The 22,155-nt window shown below is 64.2% G+C and carries 16 protein-coding genes; 2 read left to right on the top strand and 14 right to left on the bottom strand.

Annotated elements, in window-relative coordinates:
* Window positions 1-3: 3 nt before the first annotated feature.
* Window positions 4-3,837, bottom strand: a complete 3,834-nt coding sequence (gene mfd / locus QZ307_RS00155) for a transcription-repair coupling factor (RefSeq protein WP_295994124.1) — start codon at window positions 3,835-3,837, stop codon at window positions 4-6.
* A gap of 447 nt (window positions 3,838-4,284) precedes the next feature.
* On the opposite strand from mfd, the gene nth reads away from it, so the two are divergent.
* A complete protein-coding gene (gene nth, locus QZ307_RS00150) occupies window positions 4,285-4,947 on the top strand; it encodes an endonuclease III (protein WP_295994122.1) in 663 nt (220 codons plus the stop codon).
* Here nth and QZ307_RS00145 read toward each other — a convergent pair.
* From QZ307_RS00145 to QZ307_RS00115, 7 genes are all read right to left on the bottom strand, one after another.
* Window positions 4,944-5,453 carry a hydrogenase maturation protease gene (locus QZ307_RS00145; RefSeq protein WP_295994119.1) on the bottom strand — a complete coding sequence of 170 codons (510 nt, stop codon included), beginning with the start codon at window positions 5,451-5,453 and terminating at the stop codon, window positions 4,944-4,946. The genes nth and QZ307_RS00145 overlap by 4 nt on opposite strands.
* A complete protein-coding gene (locus QZ307_RS00140) occupies window positions 5,453-5,893 on the bottom strand; it encodes a viscotoxin-A3 (protein WP_295994117.1) in 441 nt (146 codons plus the stop codon). The genes QZ307_RS00145 and QZ307_RS00140 overlap by 1 nt, the downstream gene beginning before the upstream one ends.
* Before the next feature lie 237 nt (window positions 5,894-6,130).
* Complete coding sequence (locus QZ307_RS00135) at window positions 6,131-8,323, bottom strand: YhgE/Pip domain-containing protein (RefSeq protein WP_295994115.1); 2,193 nt, start codon at window positions 8,321-8,323, stop codon at window positions 6,131-6,133.
* On the bottom strand, window positions 8,316-11,006 hold the full coding sequence (locus tag QZ307_RS00130) for a YhgE/Pip domain-containing protein (RefSeq protein ID WP_295994112.1): 2,691 nt from the start codon (window positions 11,004-11,006) through the stop codon (window positions 8,316-8,318). Before QZ307_RS00130 ends, QZ307_RS00135 begins: the two co-directional genes overlap by 8 nt.
* Window positions 11,007-11,235: 229 nt before the next feature.
* Window positions 11,236-11,922 (bottom strand): cytochrome b/b6 domain-containing protein, encoded by a 687-nt coding sequence (locus QZ307_RS00125; protein ID WP_275207987.1) that lies wholly within the window; start codon window positions 11,920-11,922, stop codon window positions 11,236-11,238.
* A 1-nt stretch (window position 11,923) separates the two neighbouring features.
* Window positions 11,924-13,540 (bottom strand): nickel-dependent hydrogenase large subunit, encoded by a 1,617-nt coding sequence (locus QZ307_RS00120; protein ID WP_366143061.1) that lies wholly within the window; start codon window positions 13,538-13,540, stop codon window positions 11,924-11,926.
* Window positions 13,541-13,613: 73 nt separating this feature from the next.
* Window positions 13,614-14,891, bottom strand: a complete 1,278-nt coding sequence (locus QZ307_RS00115) for a hydrogenase small subunit (RefSeq protein WP_295994105.1) — start codon at window positions 14,889-14,891, stop codon at window positions 13,614-13,616.
* A gap of 279 nt (window positions 14,892-15,170) precedes the next feature.
* On the opposite strand from QZ307_RS00115, the gene pheA reads away from it, so the two are divergent.
* A complete protein-coding gene (pheA, locus tag QZ307_RS00110; RefSeq protein WP_295994103.1) occupies window positions 15,171-16,019 on the top strand; it encodes a prephenate dehydratase in 849 nt (282 codons plus the stop codon).
* A gap of 783 nt (window positions 16,020-16,802) precedes the next feature.
* On the opposite strand, the gene QZ307_RS00105 is transcribed toward pheA, so the two are convergent.
* The 6 genes from QZ307_RS00105 to QZ307_RS00080 all read right to left on the bottom strand — a co-directional run bounded on the left by QZ307_RS00105 (window position 16,803) and on the right by QZ307_RS00080 (window position 22,116).
* A complete protein-coding gene (locus tag QZ307_RS00105) occupies window positions 16,803-17,372 on the bottom strand; it encodes a manganese efflux pump MntP family protein (RefSeq protein ID WP_295994101.1) in 570 nt (189 codons plus the stop codon).
* A 190-nt stretch (window positions 17,373-17,562) separates the two neighbouring features.
* Window positions 17,563-18,381 (bottom strand): adenine glycosylase, encoded by an 819-nt coding sequence (locus tag QZ307_RS00100; protein WP_295994099.1) that lies wholly within the window; start codon window positions 18,379-18,381, stop codon window positions 17,563-17,565.
* Window positions 18,382-18,449: 68 nt separating this feature from the next.
* Entirely contained in the window at window positions 18,450-19,838 is a 1,389-nt protein-coding gene (locus QZ307_RS00095; protein WP_295994097.1) for a ribonucleotide reductase subunit alpha, read from the bottom strand.
* A 74-nt stretch (window positions 19,839-19,912) separates the two neighbouring features.
* Window positions 19,913-20,815 (bottom strand): HAD-IB family hydrolase, encoded by a 903-nt coding sequence (locus QZ307_RS00090; RefSeq protein ID WP_295994143.1) that lies wholly within the window; start codon window positions 20,813-20,815, stop codon window positions 19,913-19,915.
* 144 nt (window positions 20,816-20,959) lie between these two features.
* The gene (locus QZ307_RS00085; RefSeq protein ID WP_295994095.1) at window positions 20,960-21,298 is read right to left on the bottom strand and encodes an AzlD domain-containing protein; all 339 of its coding nucleotides are present in this window, start codon (window positions 21,296-21,298) and stop codon (window positions 20,960-20,962) included.
* Window positions 21,295-22,116, bottom strand: a complete 822-nt coding sequence (locus QZ307_RS00080; RefSeq protein WP_295994093.1) for an AzlC family ABC transporter permease — start codon at window positions 22,114-22,116, stop codon at window positions 21,295-21,297. Before QZ307_RS00080 ends, QZ307_RS00085 begins: the two co-directional genes overlap by 4 nt.
* Window positions 22,117-22,155: the final 39 nt, after the last annotated feature.

The raw sequence follows: 22,155 nt of genomic DNA, 5'->3' as shown, positions 1-22,155 counted from the left end.
CCCCTACTCTTCCTTGCGCTTCGCTGCGCGAGCGGCGCGCTTTGCCGCCAAGCGCTCGCGAGCCGCCTCGCCCTTGGCCTGGTTGCGAGCGCGGCGCTCGCTGCGGGCCGTAGGACGGCCAGAAGCCGAAGCGCTGCGTGGGGCAGCTCCGGATCCCGCCGGCCCAGCGGGCGTACGAGTAGCCGCCGCGCCAGCAACCCCGCCAGCAAGAGAAGGCACCGGACTGCCAGCGCCGTCATTCTTACCTGCGCCCAATCCGGCCTCCGACGACGCACCCTCCACCTCGGCAAAGGGCACCGACTCGTCCTCGTCTTTCTCGCCGAACATCTCCTCTAGGAAGCGAGCGATGGGTGGCATCAGGTTGTCGCGCTCTTCGTCCGTGAAATAACGGAGCGGCAGCGTCAGCTTGCGCTTGTCCGTGTTGTAGCGGGCCCCGGCGCGGCGCAACGGCTTCATCTTGTCCTGGGGGATATCGATGGGATCTACCACCAAGTTGCCGGCCACCACCGAGATCACCTTGACGTTGTGCTCGTTGGCGAAGGCCTTGAGCCACGCGCGCTCGAACAAGTTGGCCGCCGCATCGGGCATGTCGGGCGCCTTTTCCAGCAGCTCTTCCCTCAGAGCCTCCACATCGTCCACGGTGGGCGCGCTGGCCAACTTGCGGTACCACAGCACCCGCGTATCGGCGTCGGGAATGTATTCCTCGGGCAGGTAGGCATGGCCCGGCACGTTTACGGTGATGTCCGATAGCGCTGGCGGCAAGTCGCCGGTGGCCTCGCCCTTTTCACGGGTGTCGTTCACCGCCTGGGACAGCATCTGGGCAAACAGGTCGAAACCTACGGCCGACATGTTGCCCGACTGCTCGGCGCCCAGCATGCTGCCAGCGCCGCGAATCTCCAGGTCGCGCATGGCGATACGCATGCCGCTGCCCAAATCCTGGTACTCGTTGATGGCGGTCAGGCGCGCCGCGGCCTCATCGGTCAAGGGCACGTTCTCCGGGAACATGAAGTAGGCATAGGCCTGGGTAGACGAGCGACCCACGCGACCCTTCAGCTGGTACATCTGCGCCAGGCCCAGGCGCTGGGAGTCCTCGATAATGAGCGTGTTCGTGTGCGGGTTGTCGATGCCGCTTTCGATGATGGTGGTGGCCACCAGCACGTCCAGCTCGCCGGCGGCGAACTCCTCCATCACCCGTTCCAACTCCTCCTTGGTCATCTGCCCGTGGGCCACGCCCACGCGCGCCTCGCCGGCCGCTTCGTGCACGCGATCCACAGCCTCGTCGATGGAGCGCACGCGGTTGCTCACGTAGTACACCTGGCCGCCACGGGCCAGCTCGAAGCGGATGGCGGCAGACACCACGTCGGGATCCCATTCCCCCACATGCACTTCCACCGGACGCCGCTCATCGGGCGGCGTGAGAATAAGGCTCATGTCGCGCACGCCGGACAGCGACATCTGCATGGTGCGCGGAATAGGCGTGGCTGAAAGCGTGAGCACATCGATGGACTCGCGCAAATTCTTCAGCTGCTCCTTGTGCTGCACGCCGAAACGCTGCTCCTCGTCGATGATGACCAGCCCCAAATCATGCGGGTTCACATCGCGCGACAGCAGCCGGTGGGTGCCCACCAGCACCTGCACGTCGCCCTTGGCAAAGCCCTCAAGCGCCGCCTTCTGCTGCTCAGGAGTGCGGAAACGCGAGAGCACTTCCACCTTCACGCCAAAGGGGTCGAAACGGTCCTTGAACGAAGTGTAGTGCTGCTGGGCCAGAATGGTGGTGGGGCACAGCACCATGACCTGCTTGCCGTCCTGGGTGGCCTTGAACGCCGCGCGCAGGGCCACCTCGGTCTTGCCGAAGCCCACGTCGCCGCAGATGAGACGGTCCATGGGGCGCGGGCCCTCCATGTCGGCCTTCACGTCGGCAATGGCCGCCAGCTGGTCGCGCGTCTCTTGGTACGGGAAGGCCTCCTCCATCTCGCGCTGCCACGGAGTGTCGGCAGAGAAGCGGAAGCCCTGGGTGGCGGCGCGGCGCGCGTATACGTCCACCAGGTCGAAGGCCAGCTTCTTCGTGGCCTTGCGCGCCTTGTTCAGGGCACGGGACCAGTCGCTCGTGTTCAGACGGGTGAGCCGCGGGCTGCCTCCCTCGGGTCCTACGTAGCGGGTGACGCGGTCCAGCTGCTCCACGGGCACGAACAGCTTGTCGCCCTCGGCGTACTCCAGCTGCAGGTAGTCGCGCTCGGTGCCGTCCACTTCGCGGCGCACCAGGTCGCGGAAGAAGGCGATGCCGTGGGCCGCGTGCACCACGTAGTCGCCGGGCTTGAAGGGGAAGGTCACCTCGGTGGCGTCTACGCGGGTGCGACGCGTGCGGCTGGCGGCCCGCGCGCCCTGGGTATCAGCGGCGCTGACCAGGGCTAAGTGCGCCTTCGGGATGATCATGCCCAACGGGATGTCGTTGTCGACGATGTTCACCACGCTGCGCCGCAGCCGCCGTTTGGCCTGGCCCGGCGTATCGGGAACTATCGTAGACTGATCCGCATCGCCCTCTTCGTCGCCAACGGCCGATGCCCCTTCGGGCTGCACCACCTGGATGGGAATGCCGCGATCCACCAGGGCATGGCGCATGTTCTCGCGGGCGCGGTAATTCGGCGCGCTGAACACCACCGTGTAGTGGTCATCGGTGAGATTCCGCAGCTTGCCGAAGATCTTGTCGGGGTTGCCGGCCACGTCCACGCGCTTCACCGGCAGCTCGTCGTCGATCTCGCTGCCCACGCGCATGATGGACACATAGGTGGCGCGCTCCTCGCCCCCGAAATCCAGGGCCGCGGGCGCCGCGTAGAGCCCCTCCAGCGCAATATTGGTACCGCGGGCGCGTTCGGCCAGGTCATCGAAGGCGTGAGCCGCATCGTCGAAGAGGCTGCGTGGTTCGATGAGCGCGCACAGCGTGCCCGCGCCGGCGTAGGCCCCCAGCGTCACCGGTGTCTTGTACAGGTACGGAAGGATGACATCGGCGCCCTCGAAGCGCAGGCCGCCCTCCAGCTTCTCCAGCACATCGCGCAGAGCCGGGTTCGTGAGCGCCGGCTTCTCCAACGCCTTGCGCGCCGCCAGAAGCGAGCGATGCGAGCAGTTGAACTCCGTAACGGGATAGATGTCCACCTGAGGCAGCGACGAGATAGTCTGCCCCGTGGCAGGCACGATGCGGCGAATCTCGTCCAGCTCGTCGCCGAAGAAATCCAGACGCACGGGGAAGGTCAAGTTACCGGGGAATACGTCAATGGTGCCACCGCGCACCGCGAAGGTGCCGGGGCCGTCCAACTCGCCGGTGTTCGCATAGCCCATGGCCTCCAGCAGGCGCGGCAAGTCGTCGAGCTCAGTCAGGCCCTCGCGGCCCATATCCTCAAGCTCGGTTTCCGCCGTGAGTACGAGCGGACGCGCCACCTGGGCATCCGTCGGCGGCAGCAGGCGCAGCAGCGCCCGAGCGCTGGCCACCACCACTACCTCGCGCCCCGACTGCAGCGCCCAGGCCGCCTCCATGCGCTGCGAGATCACCCGCGCGTCGGGCACCTTGGGTGCAAAGGGCACATCGGCGCGCTCGGGGAAGCGGAGCACGCGCTCCTCCCCCACATAGGCCGCCACATTGCGCGCAAACGCCACGGCGGCATCTTCGCCGGCCACCACCACCAACGTGGGCTGGGGCTTATGGGCGAAGCGAGCCGCCACCAGAAACGGCCGCGCCGAGGCGGCCACGGCCAAGGTGGCGTCCTGTCCCTCGTCTAGCTTCCCCCAAAAAGCATCGAGGCAGCCGGATTTCTCCAAGGTGAAAGTCAGCGAATCAATGAGCATGGCGTATCCTTCGGCCGTTCAGTCCACATGCGAAAAGCCGCCCCACGGGCGGCATGCGCTGCGCATAGTGTACTGCATCAGCCGCGCCGCCGCCTCCTGTGGCCGCTCAGCGGTAACGAAGTAGTAAAGCGAACAGGCGCATCCAAGTACCTACGCGCCTCGCAGAAGCCCATCATTACCTCATTAGCCGCACTCAGCGCTTCAAGAGAACCGCCAAAGTCCCATCCGCCTCGCCTCCGCGGAAGACGCCGATCACGCAACGATCCAACCCGCGCTTCGTGGATATTCGCCAGTAGTTCGCTTGCCGCGCTCCAGCTGTTCGCTGCTTCGTTTAAGATCGAGACCATCACGCGACCGCCTCGCTTCGGCCGGGCGGTCGCCCTTTCCACCTACATGCGGCCGCGCTGCGATTGGGGCGCGGCCGCCTCTTGATCTGAAGGAGCTGCCATGGCCCGGGAATCCCTTGCTTCGAAGCGCGAGCGCGCCGCCGCCATCGAGGAGCGCATGTTCGCCCACTACGGGCCCGGCAAGGCGTCGCTGGATTACCGCACGCCCTTCGAGTTGACCGTGGCCGTGGTGCTTTCGGCCCAGTGCACCGACGCCGCTGTGAACAAGGTGACCCCCGTGCTTTTCGAAGCCTTCCCCACTCCGGCCGACCTGGCCGCCGCCTCGCCCGAGGCGGTCTCCGAGATCATCCACTCCCTGGGCTTTTTCCGCTCCAAAGCGAAGAACCTGGTAGCCCTGGCCCAAACCGTCGTAGCCGAGTTCGGCGGCGAGGTGCCCGCCGACGTCGACCTGCTGCAGAAGCTGCCCGGCGTGGGTCGCAAGACAGCAAACTGCGTCATGTGCGAGGCTTTCAAAGACCCCCAGGGAATCGCCGTCGACACGCATGTCTACCGCATCGCCCACCGCCTGAAGCTGGCCGGCCCCTCGGCCGACACGCCCCAGAAGGTGGAGGACATTCTGCTGAAGGTATACCCCCGCGACCAGTGGCTCTACATCAACCACCAGTGGGTCCACTTCGGCCGCGAGTTCTGCCGCGCCCGCAATCCCCGCTGCGCCGACTGCATCGTCGGAGATCTCTGCCCCACCCGCGGCCAGTGGGCCTAGGAAATCTTCTTCTCCAGCACGAACCCGCGGCGATGCAGCTCCGCCACCACCGTCTCCACCAGCAGAGGCAGCGCTTCGGCGCATTCCGGCGTCAATCCTACGGTGAACTCCGAGGGCGAAGGATTCCCCACCTGCATCCCCAGGCAGTAGCCCTCGGCCTCGAACCCCATCAAGCTAGCGGCGTCGAACAAATCCACCAGCTTCAGATCGTGCAGCGAAGCCTCGGGGCCCGAGTGGCGCGCCATGGCGTCAGGCTCGAAACGGTACACCGTACCGGGCGCATCGCCCGTACCGTCCACCGCATCCACGGTAAGCACCACGTCGTAGTCATCCACATAGGGCAGCATATCCAGTGACATGCAGCCCACGTCAAAGAGCTGCACGTTGTCGGGAATAAGGTAGTCGGCCACCAGACGGTCGTAGACCGCCGGCCCCACGCCGTCATCGAGCATGAGCCGATTGCCCACGCAGAACACCACAGCCCGACGCTGACCCGCATCCGCCATTAGGCCTCAACCTCCATAAAGGGGCGGATCTCCAGGTTGTAATAGCTGGCCAGCACCACCACGATAACAGCCACCACAAAGGACGCCACCGCCCACACGCGCTGACGGCGCAGGTAGTCAGCACGGCTCTCGCCCATGGCTTCGGCCCGGTGCGCTGCAAAAGGCTGCGACACAATGGCGAACACCAACGTGCCACCTACCAGGGCCACGGTCATAAGCACCGCCAGACCCACGTTAAGCACGGTAGGCTCCACCGTGGCCGCGTAAATAACGTTGTCCACGAACAGCCAGGCCACAAAAAACAGGAACGCGGCCCACATGCCATGGGCCGGGCCCCAAACGGGCGCCAAGAATAGCGCCCCCAGGTTCACCCGGGGAAGTCCCTTCAGGAACTTCTCCTCCTGGGCAATTTGCTCGTCGGTCAAAGGACTTCCAGCCATCGCGTGCTCCTTCACTTGCCTCAGGCGCGACGGAACGCGCCCCGTCCGCACCTGCGCTTACTCTCTTAGATCAGGCTCACTTTACCGAATCGAAGCCGTAGCATAGCCCAACGTTCGAGGGCAAATCGGCAAAACCCGCCGTAAGCCCGTCGAAAGCAATCAGCCCGCACTTTCCTACCACGCTAAGACGTCTTCCAAATGATGCATAACCGTCGAAAGCAATCAGCCGTCACTTCCCTACCCAATAAGCTTGGAAGACTCCACCTGCTCGACGTACCAGTTCATGAACTTTGCCAGGGGCTTGCGGAGCACCAGGCCCAGCAGGGCCGCCGGCACCAGGAACAAGGCCAACTCGCCCATCTGCACCCAGTAGTCATTGCCGTAGGTGCCCATCATAGCGGCGCGCATGGCGTTCACCACGTGAGTGGCTGGCAGCCAGGGGCTCAGCGCCTGCACGAACCCCGGCAGCAGCTGCAACGGGAAGGAGCCGCCGCAGCCCGTCACCTGGATAATAAGCAGCAGCACGGCAATGGCCTTGCCCAGGTTGGCGAAGGAAAACACCAGGGCGTAGATAAGGAAGGTGAACACCAGGCCCGCGAACCAGAAGACCCCCATGAACAGCCAGGGATGGGCCACCTGCACCTGCAAGAAGAACAGGTTGCCAAGGCCCATGAGCGTGGTCTGCGCCAGCGAGACGAGCGCCATGGCCCCGAAACGGCCCAGGAACAGCTGGCGGGGCTTCACGTTCACCAAGCCCGCCTCCTCGATCTCGCGCGAGGACACCGTGGGCTTCATCACTACAAGAATGAGCAGGGCGCCGATGAACAGCGCCAAGGTGGTGTACAGCGGTGCCATGGCCGAACCGAAATTCTCCACGGGGAACACCGCGATGCGCTCGAGGCCCACGGGCGCCGAGAGCGCCTTGGACAGCACCGAGACGTCGGCGCTGAGCACGTCCTTGAGGGCATTGCGATCGCCGGCTGCCAGGGCCTTGTCGATGTCGGCGGCCATGCCCTTCAAGTTGTCGGCCACCTCCTGCAGCTTGTCGGCCGCGTTCTTCACCTTCTTGGCCGTGCCGCCCAGCGCCGTCGCCGCCGAGTCGGCCGAGGAGGAAAGCTGCGAGCTGACCTTCTTCAAGGTGCCCTGGATACCCTCGATCTTCTCGGACAGGTTGTTCGACTGCTCGACAAGCTTGTCGAGCGAGGGCTTGACGTTCGTGTCGAAATCGCTCTTGATCTCGCGGATGGCCGCCTTGGCCTCCTTAGCACGCTGCAGCGCCGCATCGCGATCGGCCTTGATGGCGGTATCGCCCTTCTCCAGCTTGTCGGCCGCCGAGCGCAAGTTCTTAGCCATAGAGTCCGACAACGTAGCCACGCTGTTCAGGCGCTCGACCACCGCCGTCACGCTGGGCTGCACCTCGGAGGGCAGCTTGTCGCCGAGGGCCTCGAGGCTTTGGGCCAGCTGACGGTAGCGATCGGTTTGGGCCTCCACCACCTTGGCCTGGCTGCGCAGATCCTGCACCGTGGCAGCGGTGTCCGAGGAGGCGGTGGCGAAGAGGGTCGATATCTTGTCGGCGGCGTTGTCGAAGCCGGACTGGCTCTTTTCCAGGGCGTCGGAAAGCCCTTGGGTGGAGCTTTTCATGTTGCTGATGGACGAAGGCACGGACGCCGCGCCTTCGGCCGCCGCATCAAGGGTGGCGTCGGCCGCCTCCATGGCGTTGCCGGCCAGCGCCCCCGAGTCGGTGGCCAGGTTCTCGCAAGCCTGCGCCAGGTTGCTGTAAAGGCCCAGCACCTTCGCCGCATCCTCCACCGATTTCGCTACGGTGCGCACATGGTCGGCCAGCTGGGCAATGCGCCCGTCCCAGTTGTCGTCTTCGGCGTAGGTGGAAAACGCCTCGGCCAAGCCAAGGGACACCTCGCTCAGCGTTTCGGCAAAAACGGAGTTCACCTGGTAAGACACCGAATCGGCGCCCTTGTCGGTAATCTTGGGGGCAATGGCGCTCTTCTTCTCGTTGGCGTAGTACACAATGTCGGCGTGCTCCACGTCGGCCGAGTAGAAGGTGAGCATGTCGCGGCTGAAGTCCTTCGGAATGACCACGGCGGCGTAGTAGCGTCCCGATTTCGCCCCGTCGATGGCGTCCTCTTCGTCGGTGAAGATCCAGTCGATTTGGTCGTTGGCCCGCAAGGCCGACACCACTTGCTCGCCCACATTGATCTTGATGGGCACCAGATCGCTTTGGTAGCCCTCGTCGGTATTGGCCACGGCCACGGTCAAGTTGCCCGTGTTATCGAACACGTTCCAGCAGGCAATAATGTTGTACCAGGCGAAAATAGACGGCATGACCACCAGGCCCACGGTGATGATAATGCTCATGACATTGGCGAAGAGACGCTTCGCATCGTTGCGGAACAGGCGGAAGATGTTACCCACGGCGCTCACCGCCCTCAGGCTTCTGCGCCACACCCGGCCCGTCGACGCTCGCCTCGCCGCCTTCGCTTTCCGCGCCCGCGGTCGCGTGCGCTGAGCGCTGCGCAGCCCGCACGGCCGCCTCGGTGGTCGAGGTTTCGGCATGCTTCATCATGGTGCGCGCATCGTAAATTTCCAGCAGCGTGGCCTCGGGAATATCCTCCAGGCGCCGCTGACGCTCGAAGCTGTAGCGCATGCTCTCGACCACCACCAGCGCCACGAAAATGGCCACAAGCCACAGCAACGCGAAGGTGAGGATCCAGATTTTCTCGGCCGGCGTGAGCGCGAACACCAGGGCAATGGCCACGGGCACCGCAATGCCGAGCACCAGGGCCGTGCGCATAATGCGCGGGTACCAACGGGTGAACCGCTCGTAGCGCCGATCCAGCTCGGCCCGGTAGGCGTTTTTGTCGGAGAGCACGCTGAGAATCTGGGAGATGCGATAGGGTCGCACGGGAATCTGCACGTCCTCGCCGTTGAAAATGCCGCCCTCGCGCACCTGGCGCGCCACCATGAGGTTCACGTTCGCCATAAGCGGCCGCACCAGCAGGCCGAACGCCATGCCGATCACCAAAAAGAGCCCGAGCACCATCAAATCGGTGGCGAACTGGTTGCCGTAGAACCCGCATATGGCCTCGCGCATGGAGCCGATGCCGTAGGTAAACGGGAAGAAGGGATAGATGGCCTGGAAGAACGGCGAGGTCATCTCGATGGGATACAGTCCCGTGGCACCCGGAATCTGGGCGAACACAAGCACGATGCAGATGCCCTTGCCAATGTGCTGCAGGGTTACCGAGAGCGAGTAGATAATGGACAGGTACGCCAGCGACGCCAAGGCAGCCGCTACGAAGAGCGCCGGCGGATTCGCCGCCTGAACGCCCAGGAAGAGCACGCCAGCACAGCACACCACCGCCTGGATGACGGCCATAACCGCCAGGAACAGGAACCGGCCCCAATAGCGCTGCCCCAACGTGAGGTTGGGAATGCCCTCGCTGTCCACCTCTTGCCGCATGATGACCAGCAGCATGAAGGCGCCGATCCAGAACGTCAAGTTCATGAACAGGGGCGCCATGGCGCTGCCATAGGCATTCAGCGGGTAGAGCTGCTCGGTGACCACTTCGGTAGGAGACGCCATGAAGCTGGCAATTTTCTCGGGGTCGAGGCCGCCGCTTTCGATAAGCTTCGCCAGCGCCCCCGACTCGCCGAAGGCCATGACGTCGGTGTGCACTTTCTCGAGCTCGCTTTGCAGGGAGGCGAAAAGGCTGTCCGTCTGATCGACCGTCTTGTCGGCCGTATCCAGGGTCTCATCGAGCTGATCGAGCACGGCGGTGGTTTGGTCGATGACGAGCAGCTGGCTGTCGAGGGAATGCTGCAGCGAATCGGAAGCGCGCCCGAGGGCGTCAAGGGCCTCGTTCACGGCGGGCACCGTGGTGCCGAAGAGCACCGTGGCGTAATCGCTGGCCCCGCCCGTGGCCTGCAGCACCGCGCTGTCGACGGCGGCGGTGGCTTCGGAAAGAGCCTTAGTGGAGGCAAGCGTGCGCTCGTTTAAGTTCTTGAGGGTATCGAGGGTCGTTTGGGCTGTGGTCGTGCGCTCGTCAAGGGTAGAGGCCGCGTCCTCGATACTCTTGCGCACGGCGCTGTCGGCGGGAAGGTTGGCGGCCAGCTGGCGCATCGACGCGGCCAGAGCGGTGCCCTCGTCGACCGTTGTCTGCCCCTGAGTCAGCGCCGCCTGAATAGACCCCTGGGCCTCCCCCGTGGTTCCCATGAGCGAAGCCGCAGCGGCATCGGCTTTCGACGAGGCGGTAGTGGCCGCCTCCAAGCCCTTCTGCACCGCTGGCAGCGCCGCGGCGGAAAACTCGGTGAGCCTTGATTGCAGCGCCGTGCTCTGCGAGGCCACGGAGCCCAAGCCTTCCTGCACCTTCTCCACCGCGCTCTTGGCGTTTTTCAGCGAGGAGCGGGCAGTTTCGGACTTCTTCTTGGCCTTGGCCGTGGTCTTATCGACCTTCTCCAGGGACGTGCGCACGTCGCCCAGCGTGGTAAGCGACTGCTCGATTTTCTGCGCCGCCCGCGAGCGGGTTTCCCGCGCTGACTCCTCGGAATCGGTGACCGTCTTGTCGATGGTCTTCACCGCCACATCGGTCACCGTTGAGACGAAGGTGGAGTTGATGGTCTCATCGAGCGTGCTGGCCCCGGTGTCGGTGATCTTCGGTGCCACCGGGCCCGCCTTCTCGTTCACGTAGTACTGCAGCTGGGGCTGGGTGAAATCGCCCGTGGTGAGCGTCAGCAAGTTGGCAGTGAAGTTCTCGGGGATGACGAAGGCCGCGTAGGCGCGTCCCGACTGCACCTCGTTCATGGCCTCGTCGTAGTCCATGAATGTCCAGTCCAGCTGCTTGTTCTCGTGCAGCTCGTCCACGATGCGGTCGCCCACGTTCAACTCGCCCGTTAAATCCGAGGAACCGCCCTTGTCCTGGTTGACCACGCATACCTGCAAAGCCCCGGTGTTTTCGTAGGGGTTCCAAAATCCCACCACGTTGTACCAGGTGTACACCGAGGGCAAAATGAGCAGCGCGAAATACACCACCAGCGCCGGCGGCGTTTTCAGCAAGCGAAAAATATCGCGCTTCAAAATGCGCAGGACATTGAGCACAGCGCAAACCTCTTAGTTCGTAAAAGCCAATAACGCAGCTTCGACCTGCGCCTTGGGAACGCAAACGCACCGACGAGGGACAGCAGTATCGAAGTATAAAGGTCATGATACCGCAACCAGAAAACCCGCCAATCCCCTGTTAACGAACCGTGCCTTTCCGTCAACGAAAAAGCGGCGGCCCCTTTCGGAGTCGCCGCTTTTGCCTGCTTGCGAAAGCTTGGATGCGGTTCTAGTGAACGTCGCGATCCTCGCCAACGATGTTGTGCAGATCGGGATCGTACACCAGGCCGCCATGCTCCTTGTGAGCGAACATGAGCTTGGTGGGCTCGAAGCCCTCCACGTTGGCCAGGTACACATGGATGAACATGAAGCAGATGAACACGTACATCATGAAGTAGTGGATGATGCGCATGGACATCAAGCCGCCCACCAGGTTGGTGGTTGCCAGGAAGCACGGCACGTTCATGGTCACGCCCCACAGGCACAGGCCCGTCCAGAACATGATCAGGATCAGGATGGGGATGAGCAGGTAGGAAATCTTCTGCGGCACGCCCAGCTTGGCACCCAGCGGATGCTCCTTCTTCAGGAACAGGTAGTAGGTGATCCAAGCGCCGGCCTGATGGCGGTTGTCCTTCTGGGGCAGCCAGGTCTTGAAGTCGGTAACCTGCTGACGGGTACCGCCCGTGGGAGCCGACTTCACGAAGAAGGCCATGACCACGCGGACCACGCAGTTGATGAACAGCACGAAGCCGAAGAAGATGTGGCAGCCGCGGGCAATGCCCATGAGGAACGGCAGGAACGGGAAGTGGATCAGGAAGCCCGACAGGATAAGCACCACCATGGCGATGAGGTTGATCCAGTGGGTGATCACGAACGGAAGCGGATGAGCCTCCTTGTAGTGTGCGAGATGAGCCATCTTACTTCACCCCCCAAGGGCTGGTGACGGTCTCGAAGCTCTTACCGGTGCCACGCTCGGTGACATGCACGGCGCAAGCGGTGCAGGGGTCGAAGCTGTGGACCGTGCGCAGGGCGTTGATGGGCTTCTCGATGTCGGCCACCGGGATGCCGATCAGGGCCTGCTCCAGCGGGCCATGGACGCCCTCGGCGTTCATGGGAGCCAGGTTCCACGTCGACGGGATGATGATCTGGTAGCCCTCGATCTTGCCGTCCACCACTTTCTCGGAGTGGTAGAGAGCGCCACGGGGGGCCTCCCAGAAACCGGTGCCCTCGCCGGTAAGGCGCTCGGGCTCGCGGAAGTACTCGGAGTCGCCGCCCTTGATGGCCTCGGCCAGCTCGTTGACCCACTCGACCATAAGATCGGCCACGTACATGGTCTCCACCTGACGGATGGCCGTACGGCCCAGGGTGGACTGGAAGGCGGACAGATCGCCCGGCTGAGCGCCGAGGATGCCCAGCACCGCGTCCACGTTCTCCTTGATGAAGGGAACGCCGCGCACGTAGGCAGCGAAGATACGGGCCATGGAACCGGCCTCCATGGGCTTGCCGTCGTAGGCGGGGCACTTGACCCAGCTGTAGCGGTCGTCCACGTTGTAGTCGGTGTAGTCGGCATCGGTGATGAAGTACGGCGAGGTGTAGGTCTCGTCGCCCTTGTACCAGGAGTGACCCATGTACTCGGTGATGAGGTGCTCCTCCACGTCGGACACGCCGAACTGCTCGTCGAGCACGCCCATGGGCAGGTAGCGGTTCTTCATCTGCTCGATGTAGTTGTCGCCGTAGGGCCAGCCGTTGCCCTCGAACACGCCCCAGGCAATGTAGCGGCCGCAGCCCTTGCCCCAGGTAAGGGCGTCAGCATAGGGGCCAGCCAGAGCGACGGTGTCGGACAGGATGGTATCATTCACCCAGTCGCGCACCTCGGTGGCCATGGCCAGCAGGTCGTCCAGCTTGGACTCGGTGGGCACCCACATGTTGCCGCCGGGGATGGAGGTCATGATGTGGGGCATCTTGCCGCCCAGCAGAGCGGACATCTGAGAGGCGCGAGCCTGCATCTTCAGGGCCTCCAGGTAATGGGAGGTGAGGATGAGGTCGAGCTCGGGGGTGAGCTTGTAGGCCTCGCCGTTGTCGGCGTCGAACCAGTTGCCCGAGAAGATGGACAGCTGGCCGTTGGCCGCGAAGGCCGCCAGCTTGTCATAGAGCTGGTAGAGGTCGGAGTGCAGGGCCAGGTTGTTCTCCTGGGCCACCGCGTAGGCCTCGGCCACGTTGGCATTCAGGGCGTTCAGCGGGTTGACGTAGTCCAGAGCCGCCAGGTTGTACAGCCACAGGATGTTGCTGTGCAGGAACTGCGCACCCTCCAGCAGGTTGCGGATGATGCGAGCATTGTTGGAAATGGTGATGCCGTAGGCCTTGTCGCCGGCGATGGACGAAGCGTGGGCGTGAGAAATGGGGCACACGCCGCAGATACGCTCGACGATCTGGGCGGCATCCTCGGGGGTACGGCCCTGGACCACCAGCTCCATGCCACGGAAGCAGCCGCCGGAGACCCAAGCGTCAGCTACGACGCCGTTGTCCACCTCCATCTCCACGCGAAGATGACCCTCGATACGGGTAATGGGATCAATAACAGAACGTGTCAAGTCAGCTCACCTCCCTCTAGTTCTTCTTGCGGGGATCGGCGTTCTTGTGAACGAGATCCTCGGACTCGACGGGACCGCCCTTGACCGGGTCGGCGTAGGTGCCGATCTCCTGCTCAGGATGCTTGGAGTCCCACTTGCGGATCTTCTCGAAGGGCGCGCCGCCATCCATGCGGCCGGAGATCTTCATGCCAAAGCCGTGCACCACAAGGCACGCCGCCAAAATGCCGGTAACAGCCACGGCGATGGTGGTGGGCTGGACCTCGAAGTTGCCGATGCGCAGGTTGCGCATGCGCTTGTAGAAGGGGGTGTTCACTTCCACCCAGTTGTCGCCCGGATCGCTCGGCTTAGCCTCGCAGCAGCCGATGCAGGGGGCACCGGACTGCACGCACCAGCTGCGGCGGTCGTTCCACAGGGTGACGCCGCACTGGGAGCGGGTCTGAGGGCCCTTGCAGCCCAGGGGATACAGGCAGTAGCCCATTTCCTCTTCCTTCGAGCCGAACTCGTAGACGAATTCGCCGTTCTCGAAGTGACCGCGACGCTCGCAGTTGTCATGGATGGTCTGGTTGAACAGGTCGCCCGGCATGTTGAACTCGTTCAAGCGGTTCAGCAGCAGGTCCATGTCCTTCAGGACCACGACGTCCACCAGCACCGACATGACCCACTCAGGGTTCACCGGGCAGCCGGGAACGTTGACGACCGGCGTGGTCACGCCGACCTTCTCCAGGTACTGCTGCACGCCCAGGGCCTGAGCCGGGTTGGGATGAGCAGCCATCCAGCCGCCGTTGACGGCGCAGGAGCCGACAGCCACGACAGCGTTGGCGCTCTCGGCGGCCTCGACCAGAGCAGTGATGCCCGTCTCGCCAGCCACGCGCAAGGCGTTGCCGTCGAAGGCCTCGAGCACGGCACCCTCGTAAATAAGGATGTAGTTGCCCGCAGCAATCGTCTGGGCCTTAGCTTCCTCCACGGAATGGCCGGCAGCGGCAGACAGGGTCTCCGAGTAGTTCAGGGAGATCAAGTCAAGCACCACCGATGCAACGTCCGGGGTCTCCACCTGAGCGAAAGACTCCGTGCAACCGGTGCAGGAAGCACCCTCGATCCAGATGACCGGATACAGGTTGCCCGACGTCGCGCCGATAACAGACTCCTCGAGCGCTTGCGCCACGCGCGGCACGGCCAGCTGGGACAGACCAGCGGCAGCGGCGATGCCGGCGCACAGCTTCATGAAGCTGCGGCGGGACACGCCACGCGAAGACAAGATGCTGTCGAACTCTGACATCGTTGCCTGATTTTCCATGCGTACACCTCCTCATAGGTGTTCTCGTCTCTCTTACATGCAGGAATCAGATTAGCCTCACCTTCACCACAACCCGTTCATAAAGCGTACAAAAAAGCGAAATACTTCCCCCAACGGTTCGAAAATGTTACGCGCTTATAGGCTGGTAACAAGGCTGTCGCCTGCGCCGATATACGCTGACGGTCGCTTACGGGTCAAACTCCCGTTTTCGCGGGGGCCGTCTCGGAAAAGCGGTATTATGGATGGCTATCAACAACCCCGTCGCAAGGAATTTCCACCATGAGCTTCGACAACGCCATCGCTTTTTTGGGACCGAAGGGCACCTACTGCAACGAGGCGGCCCTGCGCTTCGCCGCGCGCCTGGGCATTGTCGAGCCCGAGCTCATCGAGTGCACCTCCTTCGACGAGGTGTTCGACTGCGTCGACGAGGGCGTGGCCCGCTTCGGCGTCGTTGGCAAGGAGAACTCCCTGGAAGGCCCCGTCACGGCCACCCTGGACAACTTCGCCTTCCGCACCGACGCCGTTATCCTGGCCGAAGAGGTCATCGACGTGGACCACTGCCTGGTCGCCCACCCCACAGCTACCTTGGAAACCATCGAGCGCGTAGCCTCGCATCCCCAGGGCCTGGCCCAGTGCCGCCGCTTCCTGCGCACCTCGCTGCCCGACACCCCTACCCTAGCGGTATCCTCCACAGCCGAGAGCGCCCGCATGGCCGCCGGCGATCCCACCGTGGCCGGCATCTCGAACCGCCTGGCCGCCGAAGTCCACGGCGCCCAGATCCTTGTGCCGTCCATCCAGGACAACCCCGAGAACCAGACGGCCTTCGCCTTGGTAGGACGCATGGCCGACGAGAACCTGCTCACGGGCACACGTTACAAGACCTCCCTGGCCCTGTTCCTGCGCGCCGACAAACCCGGCGCCCTGCAGATGATCCTGTCCGAGTTCACCTACGCCGGCATCAACTTGACCATGCTGCAGTCGCGCCCCACGAAAAAGCAGCTGGGCGACTACATGTTCTTCGTCGAGCTGGGAGGCTCCATCCACGACATCGACGTACAAACGGCCCTGGAATGCCTGCGCCTCAAACTGCGCGAAGTCAAAGTCCTGGGAAGCTACCCCATCGAATAGCGAGGGGCCGAGGCGCTATTCCACCTGGCCGCGGACGGCCCCGCTGCCCCACTCCGGGCACGCGCCGCTCCGCTGCTCGCTTCGCTCGTGCGCTGCGCTCCCTCATGCATTTACTGGGCGACCTTCGGTCGCTTTTTCTTTTGGTGTTCAGACGGTGCCCTGCGGGGGCGGCGGGGCCGTCCGCTACTCGCTCTGGGTCGTATCAGGAAGGCAGATTTGAACCCGATCTTACCCCAAGACCCTATAATTCAATTCTAAGCTGTAGGCTAGGTTCCAAGAAGGAGCAGTTTGGTTCCCTAGCAACGTTAGGTTCCAAGAAGGGGCAGTTTGGTTCCCCGACCTCTCTAACGGAAATCGTCTGACCTGGGGTTTTGCGAAGCAGGAGAACCGAACCCGTGTATTCTGGCGACCCGTAGGGTACCAAAGCAGCCTCTTCTGGAACCTAACTGAAGCCATTCGCTGAGCCAGCCACACCTCCTCCAAGACCCATACCACCCTTGGCGCTGTAGCGGGCGGGGGCGACATCCCCGGAGGGCACCGTCTGAACACCAAAAAGTAGGCGACCGAAGGTCGCCCAGTAGATGCATGAAGGAGCGGAGCGCACGAGCGAAGCGAGCAGCGGAGCGGCGCGAGCAGCGGAGCGGGATGCCGCCCCCGCCCGCGGAGAACCCCGAAAGACTCACCAAGTCGCCTCCGGAGAAAAGAGCAACCGCGCGCAAGGCCGAGGGCCGAGCAAGCGGGAGCCGACCTTCACAACCAACGGCTCAACACAAGAGCCGTCCCCTACCCCAGCACCCCCAAATGCTCCAGCAGGATCTTCAGGCCGATGAGGATGAGCACGATGCCGCCGGCGATGGTAGCCGGCTTTTCGAAGCGGGAGCCGAAGGCGTTGCCTACCACAACGCCCGCCAGCGACAACACGAAGGTGGTGACGCCGATGACAGCAATGGCCGCCAGGATGTTCACGCCCAGGAAGGCGAAGGTGATGCCCACGGCCAGGGCGTCGATGGAGGTGGCCACGGCAAGCAAGGTCAGCTCGCGCAGGTCGAGGCGCGTCTTGCACACCACTTCCTCGTCTTCCTCATGAAACGCATCCCAGAGCATCTTGGCGCCGATGAAGGCCAGAAGCCCGAAGGCAATCCAGTGGTCGACGGCCGTAATGTAGCTGGAGAACAGCGAGCCTATGGCCCAGCCGACAAGGGGCATGAGCGCCTGGAAGCCTCCGAAGAACAGGGCGATGACCACCGCCTGTCCCCAGCGCACCTTCGGCATGCAAAGACCCTTGCACACGGCCACGGCGAAGGCGTCCATGGACAGTCCCACGCCCATGAGCACCAGCTCGACAAATCCCACGCTCGTCTTCCTTTCGACACAAAAAAACGCCGGCCTGCGCCGACGCTTCAAAGGTGCAGCCTCGGCCACACCGCACGTCTTGTCATTTCATACCGCGCCAGCCGAAACGGCAGTATGTTGACGCGGTAGCGCAGCGTGCTGCGCCGACTACTCCCCTGCGGGTGCCCCTATGCTAGCACAGCGTCCGTTCCTAGGGGACGAGAACCTGCCCCACGCGGCGGAAGAATCCTTCGGACACCAAGTCGTCCACAATGGAAGCGAAAAGTTCCTCCCCTACTTCCGGCCGTCCTGCCTCGCGCTCGGTGTGCTCGAGATCGACCAGAACCTGAGTGGCCTTCACCCCTTCCGGGGCTGCCAGCACGCGTCGCACGACCCAGGCGCGCTTCTGGCGCCGCGAGCCCTCGAAGGTGGACTGGCGACTGTGCGAGGCGCTGCGGCGCGAGGGATTCGGCACCGTGGCCTTAAGGTGCGCCCCGTAATCGAGCAGGCCGTAGTACCAGCGGCGCAGATCAGCCGCTGCCACAGGATGAAAGGCCGCTGCCCGCACCAGGGGCTCGAGCACGCGGTCGCTTACTTGCTCCTCATCGGGAAAGAGCTCGTGCAGGAACACGGCGCGCACGTTGGTTTCCAGATACAGGCCCGGCTGCTGATAGGCGAAGGCCATGACGCCGGCCGCGGTGGCCGGCCCAATACCGGGCAACGCCAACAGGCCCTCGTAAGTGGCAGGCAAACATCCGGCGTTCTCGGCCGCGCACTGATCGGCGGTGCGCTTCAAGGCCAGGGCGCGGCGGTTGTAGCCGAGCCCCTGCCAGCGCTCGAGCACGTCGGGCACGGCAGCGGCCGCCAAAGCGTCGATAGTCGGGAAATCTTCCAGGAAGCGGCGCCAGAAGCGCTCGACGCGCACCACCTGGGTTTGCTGCAGCATGATTTCAGAGACGAGCACCGCGTAGGGGTCGTCAATGCCGCGCCAGGGCAAATCGCGATAGAGCGGCGCCGACACTGCCAGCATATCGTCGACAAATTGGCCGAGGCTGCGGTCCTGGAAAGGCCATGCTCCCCCTTCTGGGGCCCTGGGGCTCACGAGAGCAGGTCCTCCAGATTATCGAGGCCCGCAGAGAAATCGGTTACCACCACGCGCTCGAGCTCGGCGTACTCGGCTGAGTCGAGCGGCTGATAGGCGGCCAGCTTGTCGAAGAGGTTCTGACGGGTGACCGGCTGGTAGCGGCGAGCCACCAGGCCCTGCTTGTAGGCCTCTTCCACGGCCTCGCGGGCGGCCATGTAGATATCGTAGCGGGGCATATGGGCTGTAAGGCGCACCAGCTCGTCGCGATTGAGCGAGCGCAGCGAGGGGTGCGAGCGGGCAATGTCCATCCAAACGTCGACGCGCTCTTCAACGGTGGGCAGCTCGATGTCGATGCAGGACACCGGGTTGAGCAGATCGAGGAAGAAGGGATCGACGTCATCGATGGACGTGGCCGAGGCCAAGACGTACACCTCGGGGTTCTCGACCGCCTGGCGGATGAGGTTGACCGCCTCGCGTGCGCCCCGCGACATGCTGGCCATAAGGAAGCTGCTAACGTCATCGGTCATTTCGGCCACGGGAGAGCCCCACAGATCGACGTCTTCCAGCACGAGCACGCCGCCGCCTTCGAAGCCGCGCCGCAGGGCGCCGAGCTTCTCGGCATCTTCAGCCTGGGCGCTGACGCAGAGCACCGAGGCGCCCTGGAAGGTTTCCTCCATGCGCATGCGCACGGCCGGCAAGCCCAGCTCGCCCACAGTGGCGAGCATGAAGCGCCCGGCGTCCTCGCGGGCCGGCGAGCAGAACAGCAGGCTGTCGATGACCGGCATGGCGTCGAGACCGTGCCGCGCGTTCAGCAGCGAAACGAAGTCGTCGAACTCGGGATTGCCGGCCATACCCACGCCAAGGGCGCGCATGCGCTCGATAACCGAGCCGTAACCGGCCACGGTGTCGTAGGTGATAATGTCGATGGGATGCACCTCGGGCGCGTCTTCGGCTGCGGGAGGCGTGGGCAGGGGCGGCATGAGGGCCAGCGGCGGCCCCATGGCCATCATGTCCTGGGACAGGGCTGCGGACATTTCCTCGATATCGTTGCGGGAGACGCCGAACTCCTCGAGCCGGTCGAGCGCGAGGCCCTGCAGCTGCTCGGCGCAGGCCGCCGCCTCGTCGTTGGAAAGATAGGGCTCCAAGCGCTCGAAGATGTATTCGGCCAGGGCGCGCTCTTTGGCGGAGCAGGCCACCCGCCACGCTTGCTTAAGCCCGAAAATGGCGTCTTCGGACGGCGTGTCGGCCCCCTCCACAGCCTCTTCGAACGCGGCCAGGTACAGGTGAAGCCCCAGGCGCGCGTCGCCGGCCTCGCAGGCCGCGACGGCCCGGGCCAGATAATCGCTGGCAGCCGCCGCGCCGTCGTCGCACGGGGGCATGTTCGCATCCATGTTCTCTCGCATAGCTGGTACCTCTCAAATGCTGCAAGCGGACCTTGCGGCCCGCGAATCGTGTATCGGTGGCATTATATCGAACATTAGTCCGCTTGGATAGGGCTCTCTCCGTTTTTTCCTTCCGACTCCTCCGCGCCGGGCTCTTCCTCCCAATCGAGGATGTCGTAGCCCTCGGCATTGGCCGTGCGCGTCAGGGGCCGGTCGGGCGTGACGGCGCAGGGATGCTCCGCCTCGCCGAGCAGGGCGCGATCGGAATGATGGTCGCCGTAGGCATAGGCGAGCTCCCACCCGTCGACGCCGAACAGCGCATCGCAGAACTCCCCCAGCACCTGCACTTTCTGGGGTCCCTCGATGGGCAGCCCCTCCACCTGATTGGTGTAGGTGCCGTCGGACGCCACCTTCATGCGCGTGGCCACCGCGTACTGAATGGGCCGGCGCACCATGGCCGCAGCGATGATGGGCTCGAAGCTGGCCGAGACCACCACCACGGCATGGCCGGCAGCCTCGTGGCGCTCCATGGCCTCCTGGGCCGCCGAGCGGAAGCGCTGGTCGATGTAGGTGTCGTAGAAGTCGGTGAGAAACCGGTTGACCTCGCCGACGGGACGCCCGGCAAAGGCGCGGAACACGAGCCCGCGCACCCAGCTCTCGTTCTGGGGCAGCCGCGCCTTGTAGCAGCCGGCCCACAGGAGAATGCGCATCACCACCGAGGGGGCGAGCATGCGCTTGCGCGCCAGATAGCGCACCAGCAGCACCGGCGAATTGCCGTGGATGCAGGTGCCGTCGAAGTCGAAGGCCGCCACCTTCACCTTGCCCTCGGGCGAGCGCTGCCAGGTTTCCCCCATCAGTCGATCGGCCCCGAGCCCCTGAGGCGTCACCCGGCAGATGCCGGCGGGCAGATGGGCATCGGCGCCACAGCATTCATCGCGACGAGCGTCGCCCCCCTGGTCCTCGGGAATGAGCACGTAGGAGTTTTGCGCTACGGGCATGATCACGAACGACCCTTCCGATCGACAGTACTTTCACAGCTCCATTGTACGCAGGCGCGCGCCTCCCCGCGGGAGCGTCGATACAATCTCCAAATAGCGGCACCGCCCCGTTGCCCGCTCGTCAAGCCCCGAGCGGGGGCGCCTCTAGACTGCGGGCACCGCGAAGAAGGCCAAGGCCGCGTACACGGCCACCCCTGCCACGGCCGTCCACAGAAGCGATTTCGTCTTCACCGCCACCAGCGCCGAGGCCACGGCCGCCACCAGTGGAATGCCCGCCGGCCACAGGCCGTTGTCGAACATACCGGGGTTCAGCAGATCGTTGGCCACGAGGGCCGCGAAGGCTGCGGGCGGAATGAACCCCAGCGCCCGCTCGAGGTTCTCGGGCAGCGCCTTACCCTTCAGCAGGAACAGCGGAATGATGCGACAGGCCCACATGGCCAGCACGCAACCGGCCAGCACAATCCAGAACTCGTCCCAGCTCATCGGCCGTCCTCCTTCGGCGCCCCGGCATCCTCCGACAAGCCTTCCTCCTTCGGCGCCCCGGCAACCTCCGACAAGCCGCCCTCGGCAGCATCGGCGGCGTCGCCTGCCAAGGAGGCCTCGGCCGCGCCCTTGCCGCGCACCAGCGAAAACACCATGGCGCAGGCCACGCCCGCCACGGCCCCCACCAAAATGGCCAGCCCGGAAAGCCCCAGGCTCTTGCACACAAACACGCCCACCATGGCCACCACCATGGCCACGATGTTGGCCGAGGTGAAGCGCTGGGTCACCAGCAGGCAGATGAAGATGGCCGTCATGGCGAAGGCGGCGATGCTCACAGGAATGTCCACCACCGAGCCCAGCGCGCAGCCCACCACGTTGGAAAGGGCCCACGAACTTTGGGAGAACAGGTTCACCATCAGAGCGCGATCCACCGACCAGCGCCCCTCGGCGAAGCGCGCCGTGTTCACGCCGTAGGACTCATCGGTTACCGTGGCGGCGAACAGCAGCGCCAGCCAGCGCGGACAGCCGGCGCACTCGGGCGCGAACGAGGCCGCGTAGAGCATCTGGCGCGTGTTCACCAAAGAAACGCTGGCGGTGATGGAGGCCACGGAAGACCCTGCTAGGAACATGTTGGGGATCATGAACTGGCCGGCGCCGGAATACAGCAGCAGCGAAAGCAGAAACACCTGCAGCGGGTTGAGCCCGATGGTATTGCCCAGAATGCCGCAGGGCAGCCCAATGGCCACATAGCCCAGCATAATGGGAACCGCCGCCGAAAAGGCCGAAAGTATGTGCTCGCGCGAAAACATGCGCCCCATTATAACCAATCCCCGCCGCCCCATCCTTCATTTTCGGCG

Origin of the sequence: uncultured Adlercreutzia sp., from assembly GCA_910585575.1 — a bacterium.
Taxonomy (GTDB): Bacteria; Actinomycetota; Coriobacteriia; order Coriobacteriales; family Eggerthellaceae; genus Adlercreutzia.
The sequence above is the reverse complement of the archived record's forward strand: the minus strand, read 5'-3'. Positions and strand labels throughout refer to the sequence as shown.

Bases quoted from the DNA above. Each gene is read 5' to 3' on its own strand.
- mfd (WP_295994124.1), bottom strand. From the start codon at position 3,837: ATGCTCATTGATTCGCTGACTTTCACCTTGGAGAAATCCGGCTGCCTC.
- nth (WP_295994122.1), top strand. From the start codon at position 4,285: ATGGCCCGGGAATCCCTTGCTTCGAAGCGCGAGCGCGCCGCCGCCATC.
- QZ307_RS00145 (WP_295994119.1), bottom strand. From the start codon at position 5,453: ATGGCGGATGCGGGTCAGCGTCGGGCTGTGGTGTTCTGCGTGGGCAAT.
- QZ307_RS00140 (WP_295994117.1), bottom strand. From the start codon at position 5,893: ATGGCTGGAAGTCCTTTGACCGACGAGCAAATTGCCCAGGAGGAGAAG.
- QZ307_RS00125 (WP_275207987.1), bottom strand. From the start codon at position 11,922: ATGGCTCATCTCGCACACTACAAGGAGGCTCATCCGCTTCCGTTCGTG.
- QZ307_RS00120 (WP_366143061.1), bottom strand. From the start codon at position 13,540: ATGGAGGTGGACAACGGCGTCGTAGCTGACGCTTGGGTCTCCGGCGGC.
- QZ307_RS00115 (WP_295994105.1), bottom strand. From the start codon at position 14,891: ATGGAAAATCAGGCAACGATGTCAGAGTTCGACAGCATCTTGTCTTCG.
- pheA (WP_295994103.1), top strand. From the start codon at position 15,171: ATGAGCTTCGACAACGCCATCGCTTTTTTGGGACCGAAGGGCACCTAC.
- QZ307_RS00100 (WP_295994099.1), bottom strand. From the start codon at position 18,381: ATGCTGGCAGTGTCGGCGCCGCTCTATCGCGATTTGCCCTGGCGCGGC.
- QZ307_RS00095 (WP_295994097.1), bottom strand. From the start codon at position 19,838: ATGCGAGAGAACATGGATGCGAACATGCCCCCGTGCGACGACGGCGCG.
- QZ307_RS00090 (WP_295994143.1), bottom strand. From the start codon at position 20,815: ATGCCCGTAGCGCAAAACTCCTACGTGCTCATTCCCGAGGACCAGGGG.
- QZ307_RS00085 (WP_295994095.1), bottom strand. From the start codon at position 21,298: ATGAGCTGGGACGAGTTCTGGATTGTGCTGGCCGGTTGCGTGCTGGCC.
- QZ307_RS00080 (WP_295994093.1), bottom strand. From the start codon at position 22,116: ATGGGGCGCATGTTTTCGCGCGAGCACATACTTTCGGCCTTTTCGGCG.